The 9,064-nt window shown below is 35.2% G+C and carries 7 protein-coding genes; all 7 read left to right on the top strand.

What is annotated here, in order from left to right:
- The first annotated feature begins 160 nt into the window (after positions 1–160).
- The 7 genes from CHB66_RS15605 (at position 161) to CHB66_RS15575 (ending at position 9,037) form a co-directional block, all read left to right on the top strand.
- Positions 161–2,548 (top strand): ATP-binding protein, encoded by a 2,388-nt coding sequence (locus CHB66_RS15605; RefSeq protein ID WP_089242348.1) that lies wholly within the window; start codon positions 161–163, stop codon positions 2,546–2,548.
- The gene (locus tag CHB66_RS15600) at positions 2,545–3,498 is read left to right on the top strand and encodes a sensor histidine kinase (RefSeq protein WP_089242347.1); all 954 of its coding nucleotides are present in this window, start codon (positions 2,545–2,547) and stop codon (positions 3,496–3,498) included. Before CHB66_RS15605 ends, CHB66_RS15600 begins: the two co-directional genes overlap by 4 nt.
- 85 nt (positions 3,499–3,583) lie before the next feature.
- Positions 3,584–5,884 (top strand): PAS domain-containing sensor histidine kinase, encoded by a 2,301-nt coding sequence (locus tag CHB66_RS15595; protein WP_089242346.1) that lies wholly within the window; start codon positions 3,584–3,586, stop codon positions 5,882–5,884.
- Positions 5,885–6,075: 191 nt separating this feature from the next.
- Positions 6,076–6,609, top strand: coding sequence for a PAS domain S-box protein (locus CHB66_RS15590; protein ID WP_170932510.1), 534 nt, complete (start codon positions 6,076–6,078; stop codon positions 6,607–6,609).
- Between the two features lie 51 nt (positions 6,610–6,660).
- Positions 6,661–7,113 (top strand): PAS domain-containing protein, encoded by a 453-nt coding sequence (locus tag CHB66_RS15585; protein ID WP_089242350.1) that lies wholly within the window; start codon positions 6,661–6,663, stop codon positions 7,111–7,113.
- Between the two features lie 132 nt (positions 7,114–7,245).
- A complete protein-coding gene (locus tag CHB66_RS15580; RefSeq protein WP_170932509.1) occupies positions 7,246–8,667 on the top strand; it encodes a histidine kinase dimerization/phospho-acceptor domain-containing protein in 1,422 nt (473 codons plus the stop codon).
- Complete coding sequence (locus tag CHB66_RS15575) at positions 8,654–9,037, top strand: response regulator (RefSeq protein ID WP_245812759.1); 384 nt, start codon at positions 8,654–8,656, stop codon at positions 9,035–9,037. Before CHB66_RS15580 ends, CHB66_RS15575 begins: the two co-directional genes overlap by 14 nt.
- Positions 9,038–9,064 lie beyond the last annotated feature (27 nt).

Raw genomic sequence — 9,064 nt, 5'->3', positions numbered from 1 at the left:
AAAGACCTCTATCAACTACTACCTTCAAACTGGGAAGAATACCGACTTAAATAAAATATCCCTACAATTCAAGATGGGGTTGGTCGGGCGGATACGTTGATAAAGTGAATTTGGACTTAAATATCATCTATCTTTAACTAATAGATTTTAATTTATCTTCATGAAATCAAGCTCTTCAAATATTCTCTTCAAATATCCTATTGTTACTGGAATACTGGTTTTTTTATTGATAACAGGACTTCAATATTTTACTGTAAAGGATTATGATTTAAAAAAGAAATCGGAGGAGCAACGTGTCATTGAGCAGGCCAATCTTCTGGAGAAGCAAATCTCTGGTGCTTTGGCTAATAGCATCTCTACCACGCGGGTCTTGGAATATATCGAGCGCAATTATGGGATCGGTAATGACTTTGACAGTATAGCTGCGGGATTATTAAGAACAAATAAATTCATCGATGCTATACAATTAGTAGAGGGAGGAGAAATCAAATACACCTATCCACTTAAAGGAAATGAAGAAGCCATTGGTTACAATATCCTCGAAAACCCTAAAACTAAATATGAAGCCTTAAGAGCCATTGAAAAACGTCAACTGTATTTTGCCGGCCCTTTCGAGCTAAAACAAGGTGGAATTGGAATTGTCGGAAGAAACCCAATTTTTAAAAATGATGAATTTTGGGGATTTGCTGCTGTAATTATCAAATTTGATTCTTTCATAAAAGTAGCAAACATTGATATTTCAGATGAAAGTCCATTTTACATACAACTTTCTAAAATCAATCCTGAAACAGGTGAGGAAGAGTTTTTTCTACCAAAAAATGATGCTGAATTTGATGGTTTTAAAAAAAATCTCCTGTTACGTGAGGGAGATTGGAGTATCACAGTACAGCTAAAAAAATCTACAGCTTTTAAAGAAGTATATCCATTCATGGTGCTTCGCGTTGTCCTATCAATGATCCTAGGTTATCTCTCGTTCTATGTCACTAGCTTGCCTGCTATTTTATCCAGAAAAGTAGAAGAACAATCACACGAAATCAAGCTGAGTAATGAGAGATTTACCCTTGCGACAAGAGCAACTTCAGATGCTATTTGGGATTGGAATCTATTGAATGGAGAAGTATATAGAACGGATAATTTCGAGAAACTATTCGGCCATCCTATTGATAGCTATTCTGGCACAGGAGAATTTTGGATCAGTCAGATTCATCCAGATGACTATCAAAGAATAGAAAAAGACATGAAGGACTTTTTGAATAGCAATAGAGAATACTGGGAAGCAGAGTTCAGGTTCAAAAAAGCTGATAGGACTTATGCTTATGTATTGGATAAAGGTATTGCTATTCGAGACGAAAATGGAAAGCCACTTAGGATGATAGGTGCAGTAGAAGACATCACCGTAAGGAAAGTTACTGAATTAGAATTGGAAAATGAAAGAGAGTTTCTCAAATCTATGATGGAAAGCTTATCCGAAGCAATAATTGCTTGTGATAAAGAAGGTAAACTTATATTATCAAACAGAGCTGCTCGAGAACTCCATGGTGAGAATATTTTAAATACACCTCCAGACCAATGGAGTGATACTTTTGGTTTGTTTTGTTCAGATGGAAAAACCAAACTTCCCTTAGAGGAAATACCACTTAATAAGGCTTGGAAAGGAGAAACAGTCCTTAATCAGGAAATTGTAATTAAAAGAAAAGATGGCACTTTCAGCGTAGTTTTCGCCTCAGGCACTCCCATCATTACTCAATCAGGAAGAAAAATCGGTGCTGTAATAGCCATGAAAGATATTACTGCTATGCGATCAAATGAAAAGAAGTTGTTGAATTTAAGTAATGAATTAGCTTTAAGAGCAAAGAAATTAGAAATCTCAAATTCAGAATTGGAACAATTTGCATATGTTGCTTCTCATGATTTGCAAGAACCACTTAGAATGATCACTGGATTCTTGAATAGATTAGAAGTGAAATATGCACAAGTTCTCGACGATAAAGCCAAGCAGTATATCTTCTTTGCTTCTGATGGAGCCAAACGGATGAAGCAAATTATTCTGGATCTTTTAGAGTACTCCAAAGTGGGGAATTATGAAGATAAAAAACAGCTTATCCAAGTAGATCAAGTTTTGAAAAACGTCACTATTCTCAATCGGCGCATCATCAAAGAGAAAATGGCTGATATTACATGGTCAGAGATGCCTCAGATCTACTTTCAGGAAACACCACTTCAGCAAATTTTTCAAAATCTGATCGGTAATGCCATCAAATACCATCATCCAGATCGAAATCCAGAGATTAGAATAAATTTCGAAGACACACCAGATTCATGGGTGTTTTCTATTAAAGACAATGGGATTGGTATAGAAAAATCTTATTTGGAGAAAATATTTATTATCTTCCAAAAACTTCATACAAAAGATCTCTACGAGGGTTCCGGGATAGGATTAGCCATTTGCAAAAAGATCATCGACAAATATAATGGCAAAATCTGGGTAGAATCTACTCCTCAAGAGGGAAGCATCTTCTTTTTTTCTTTACCAAAATCTAAATTATGAAACCAAGTTTTAAGATTGCATTGATTTATTTGTTGGTCGGTGTCTTATGGATACTATTAAGTGATAGAATTCTTGAACTAATACTTGAGCCGCTTGATATTTTTGAATACAAATATTATCAATCTATTAAAGGTGTCACGTACGTCACTCTTACAGCTATATTACTTTATATTTTAGTCAAGAAATACCATATAAATCTTTCCAACAAAATCAATGAACTAGAGAAACTTAACGAAGAGCTCAATTCTCAATCTAAAAAACTAGAAAATTCAAATAGAGAATTAGAACAAATTGTATTTGTAGCATCACATGATTTACAAGAACCCTTAAGGATGATTTCCAGTTTCATGACGCAACTGGAGAGAAAGTATATCTCAGAAGTAAATGACAAGGGTAAAAAATACATTCGATTTGCCATAGACGGAGCAGAAAGGATGAAAAGAATCATTCTAGATCTACTTGACTTCTCAGAAGCCACCAAAATCAACGAAGACGACGTAGAACTCAATATGAATCAACTGATGGAAAAACTGGTTGCCTCCCATCAGAAAACTATTTTTGAAAAAGAAGCTAAAGTCACTTGGGATCCAATGCCTAGTATCATAGGAAAAAGAGTGCAGTTAATACAGGTTTTTCAGAACCTACTTAGGAATGCCTTGTCTTATCATAAAGAAGAAACCTCACCTGAAATTCATATTACTTTCAAAGAGGATAAAAGAGAATATCTATTTGCAATAAAAGATAATGGCATAGGAATCAAGCCAAGATACCAAGAGAGAATTTTCAATATCTTCCAAAGACTTCATACCCACGATGAAGTAGCTGGAACTGGTATGGGATTAGCTATTTCCAAAAAGCTAGTTTCCAATATGGGTGGGAAAATATGGGTGGAATCAGAAGAGGGAAAAGGAAGTACTTTTTACTTCACGATTCCAAAAAATCAATTGTGATGATACAACATCCATCAATATTCTCTTGAAGATCTCCCAACCTAGTGATGTTTAATTTGCCATTTCGAAATAGATATTAGTAACTATGAAAACTCCAAATCTACAAACTGAAGATTTGATCAATACAATCAACGGCATCATATGGGAAGTACATATGACACCATTGAGATTTACTTTTGTTAGTCCTCAGACAGTAGACATACTTGGGTTTGAACAAGAAGATTGGCTTCAAGAAGGTTTTTGGGAATCCAAAATTCATCCAGCTGATAGGGATTTTACGCTTAGGTATTTTTTAAATCAAATAGAGCATAGGCTAAATCATTCTTTTGAATTCAGAATTTTTGATCAATGGGGTAATATCAAATGGCTAAATAATATAGTCAGTGTGATACAGTTCGAAAATCAAGTTATCGCTAGAGGTGTGATGACGGATATAACTGAGAAAAAGAATATTCAAACTGAAAGAGACCGAAACAGGTACAAGCTTTCCAAAATTATGGATGGTTCTTTGGATGTCATTTGTACCATTGATAAAGAAGGTAGATTTGAAGACATGAGTGCTGCAGCTATAGATCTTTGGGGGTATAAACCAGAGGAGATGATAGGAAAGCTTTTTATGAATTTTGTATATCCAGAAGACCATACCAAAACAGCCCAAGCTGCTAAAGACATCATGGAAGGTCGTAATATGACAATGTTCCAAAATAGGTATATCAAAAAAGATGGAACTCCTGTTCCTCTGATTTGGTCTGTCAAATGGGATTTCTTGGACGAACTGATGTATTGTGTAGCACGTGATGGAACAGAAAAAGAAAACAACGAGGCTCAAACTGCACTTCGATTAAAAGTGGCTGATATTTTTTCAGAAAAAAAACTACTCAAAGATGCGTTTGAAGAAACATTGAAAATATTTCTTTCATTTACTGGCTTAGACTATGCAGAAATCTGGACTAGTAGTATGGATGAGCAATCTATTATCCTTACTGCTTTTAAAGGTCCTGATCATATAATCCCAGAAAGAGAGTTTCGCCCCATCAATGGTGAAAAGGGACTAATAGCAGAAGTATTTAGTAAAAGAAAGCCAATCTATATCCCTGACCTTAAATCTGGAGAAAATCTGCTTCGAACAGGGTTTTCAAAAAAATTCGGGTTCGAAGGAGCAATCGCGTATCCTGTGGATTTTGAAGAATCAGTAAGTGCTGTAGTAGTTTTAGCTGCAATAGGTAGGCAAGTTAACCTTAAATCTCTACCTAAATTAGAAAAAGATCTCCTCAATCAGCTAGGAGCCATGATCAAACGAAAGCAAGCTGAAGACGAGCTCAATCAGTTTTTTGAACTTTCATCTGATTTACTTTGCATTGCTGGATATGATGGTTATTTCAAAAAAATCAACCCAGCATTCGAAACAACTTTAGAGTATTCAGTAACCGAAATTCTCAAAAAGCCATATTTGGACTTCACCCCTGAAGAAGATCGCTCAGACTTGATTGAAGTGCTCACTGAAATCTATTCAGGATCAAGTATAGCTAAATATGAAACTCGCTTCATCACCAAGACTGGTAGAACTATATGGTTAGCATGGACAGCTACTCCTATTCCTGAAGAAGGGTTGATCTATGCTACAGGTAAAGACATCACAGAGAATAAGGCGGCAGAACAACAGCTACTTGCACTTAATGAATCGATTTTAGATAAAGCCAAGCAACTTGAAGACTCCAATGCTGAGCTTGAGCAGTTTGCTTATATCGCTTCGCATGATTTGCAAGAGCCACTCAGAATGGTGACTGGATTTTTACATCAACTAGAAAAAAAATATCAAAACCAGTTGGATGAAAAAGCATTGAAGTACATTAGCTTCGCTACAGATGGAGCTAAAAGAATGCGACAAATCATTCAAGATCTGTTAGAATACTCTAGAATAGGCAGATCAAATGTGGCCAAAGAACCAATCAATCTCAATGAAATGATGATGGAATTGAGTAAAATTTTCCAACCTACTTTGGAAGAGAAACAAGCCCTATTGACTTGGGATAGGCTTCCGGAAATTCATGCTACTAGAAGCGGTATGTTTCAACTTTTGCAAAATCTAATATCAAATGGCTTCAAATATCAAAAGGCCAACAATCATCCCAAAGTTCATGTCAGTTGTGAAGACTTGAATTCTCACTGGCAGTTTACTGTTCGTGACAATGGCATTGGAATAGCGAAAGAGCATCAAAAAAAGGTTTTTGAAATTTTTCAACGCTTGCATTCCAAGGAGGAATTCAAGGGCAATGGAATTGGGTTGGCTATTTGCAAAAAAATAGTAGAATCAAATGGGGGGATAATTTACGTAGAATCAGAAAGTGACTTCGGTAGCACTTTTGCATTTACCATTAAGAAATAATGTAAAATTCTGCTGGGCAATCATTTTAGATAATCATCATATTTATTTTTGAAATTTATTTTCTTTTTTATTTAAATTACAGTTCGCTAAATCATCCACCCATGGTTTTCAAATTCAGGAGCTTTATTATTAGCTTCTCCTTCTTGATCATTTGCATAATAGCAATAGTGTTCCTTTTCAAAACACCAGGAATGCTGAGGGATATTTTTGCACTAATCTTTATAATTTCCTTAGTTTCCTTGTTTTATTTTAATCTAACTACCCTAAAACAAAAAATTCAAAAATCTCAAACCAACCTTGACGAATTCAACACTGCTTTTGAATTTGCGGCTATAGGAATGGCGCTAGTCAATGAAAAAGGAAGATTCACCAAAGTAAATAAGAGTTTTTGTAAACTTTTAGGGTATACTCCCGAAGAATTAACATCCCTAACTTTTCAAGAAATAACCCATCCTAATGACCTTAATGCTGATTTGGAATATGTAAACAAACTAAACCGTGGAAATATAGAAAGCTATCAAATTGAAAAAAGATACTTCAACAAAAATGGGGAGACTATATGGATCAATTTAAGTGGTTCAAAAGTCCTCAATCCAGATGGAAGCTTTAAGCACTACATTGCACAAATACAAAATATCACTGAAAAAAAACTAGCTCTAGACGAGCTAGAGAAACAAAAAACTAGAATTGAAAATATCCTTAAAGGAACCAACGTAGGGACTTGAGAATGGAATGTCCAGTCAGGTGAGACTATATTCAATGTACGATGGGCAGAGATGATAGGATATACTTTAGACGAACTTCAACCCATTTCAATCCAAACTTGGGAAAGATTTGCTCATCCTGAAGACTTGAAAATTTCCTCTCAAAAACTCAAAGATTGTTTTGAGAAAAAATCTGACTATTATGATTGTGAGTGTAGAATGAAGCATAAAGAAGGGCATTGGATATGGGTTTTGGACAAGGGAAAGGTGATTTCATGGACTAAAGAAGGTCTTCCGCTAATGATGTTTGGAACCCATACCGATATCACCGAGACCAAAACATCAGAATTGAAATTAGAAGAAATGGCTAAAAAATTTCAAGGGATTTTTGATTCTACATTTCAATTCATTGGTTTTTTAAACCCAGATGGGATTCTACTTGAAGCCAATCAAACAGCAATGGACTTTGCTGGGCTTTCCAAGGAAGATTTGATTGGAAAGCCATTCTGGGAATGCTATTGGTAGACAATCAGTGAAGAAACTCAAAACACGCTCAAAGAAAACATCAAAAAAGCATCCCAGGGAGAGTTTATTCAATACGAAGTAGAGGTTTTAGGAAAAGACTCAACAGTCACCATTCATTTCAACCTTAAACCATTGTTTGATGATGCTGGTAATGTCATTGCCATCATTCCAGAAGGCAGACCAATTCAAGAAATAGTAAATGCGAGAAAAGCACTTGAATTGAAAAATGTAGAATTGGAGCGATTCGCCTATATTGCATCTCATGACTTGAAAGAACCATTAAGAATGGTTCATAATTTCATGGGTTTGATGGAAAAAAACTATGCTACACAGCTTGACGAAAAGGCTAAGAAATATATTCATTTTGCGTTAGACGCAACAAGTAGAATGACTGGCTTAATCAATGATTTGTTGGAATATGCTAAGATAGGCGCAGAGGACACACCTTTTGAAGAAATAGACTGTAATGTTCTAATCCAAGAGTTCATCCCTTTATTCAAAGCTGAACTAGAAGAAAAAAATGGTGAAATTCACTTTCAGTACCTTCCGACAATAAAGGCGCAGCGAACTCCTCTCAAATTACTTTTCCAGAACCTCATCAACAATGCTCTCAAATATCAAAACTCTAATAAACCACCAAGAATTCAAATTTCGGCAATAGAGTCCACGCAGTTTTGGCAGTTTTGTGTAGCAGACAACGGAATTGGAATTAATGGAAATATCTTCCCTTCATCTGTCAAAATGCCAGATGGTAAACTTTGGTTTCCTACTATCAAGGGGGTTGCTATAATGGATCCAAAAAATGATCTTTATGATAGCCAAGAAGTAGCAATTCAAATAGAAGGACTTAGAATCGGTGATCTATTCATTAATGAAAATGAAAAAATAATTATCCCACCAGGGACATTCAAGTTTGATATTAGTTTCACCTCAGTAGATTTTGATGATCCAGAGAATACTCAATTTTTTTACAGGTTTACCAAGAAGGACATGGAATACATTCCCATAGGAAATGACCGAATCATTAGCCTCACTTCAATTGAAAATGGCAATTACACAATCGAGATAGTCGGTTATAAGTCAGGCAGATGGACTGAACCTGCCACTATTAGTTTTAGAGTGGATGGTTTCTTTTTCGAAAGCAATGCTTTCAAACTTATGATTGCCTTCCTAATTTTTTTGGCCGGTGCTTTGAGTATTTACATTGTAAAAAAAATAAGCAGAGGAAAAAAACTAGAAGAAATGGTTTTAGAAAGAACCAAAGAGCTGGAAGCCTCGACTACCGAACTTCAGACTGCACTCATCAATATTGAACAGCAAAATTTCAAACTCAAAGAAATCACTTGGCAGCAATCACATATTGTAAGAGCTCCATTAACTAGAATCATGGGAATCTTACATGTTTTAAAACATTCAAATAACTTCAAGCACTTGAACAAAAGCAAAGAAGATCTCATACAGGAATTAGAAGATGGATTGATGGAAATGGATGACATCATCCGCACAATTCATAAGAGTTCTGAAAAAGAAAATAATCCCCATGATGAAAACTGAAGTATTGATTATAGATGATGACCCTGGAGTACTATTTTATCATGAACTCATGGTCATAGAAAGTGGGCTATCTGAAAATCCAATGACCTTCAATAGTGCTGAAAATGCTCTGTATTATATCAATTCAAAAAGATTTGAAGAAACTCAATTCTTGATATTTTTAGATTTGAATATGCCAAGGGTAAGTGGCTGGGATCTCTTGGATACTTTGACTAGAGGCAACTTCAAAAATATAGCACAAGTAATCATCGTGACTTCTTCACTTAGTCAATCTGATAAAGTCAAAGCCAAAGATTACAAGGTAGTAAAAAGCTTTTGGGAAAAACCAATGACAGAAAAAGACTGTAAGTCACTTTTGGGTCCTTTTTAATATAGGTTTTTCAATCTATTATTGATA

The organism is Belliella buryatensis (assembly GCF_900188245.1).
GTDB lineage: Bacteria > Bacteroidota > Bacteroidia > Cytophagales > Cyclobacteriaceae > Belliella > Belliella buryatensis.
This window is presented reverse-complemented; position numbering and strand designations above follow the sequence as displayed.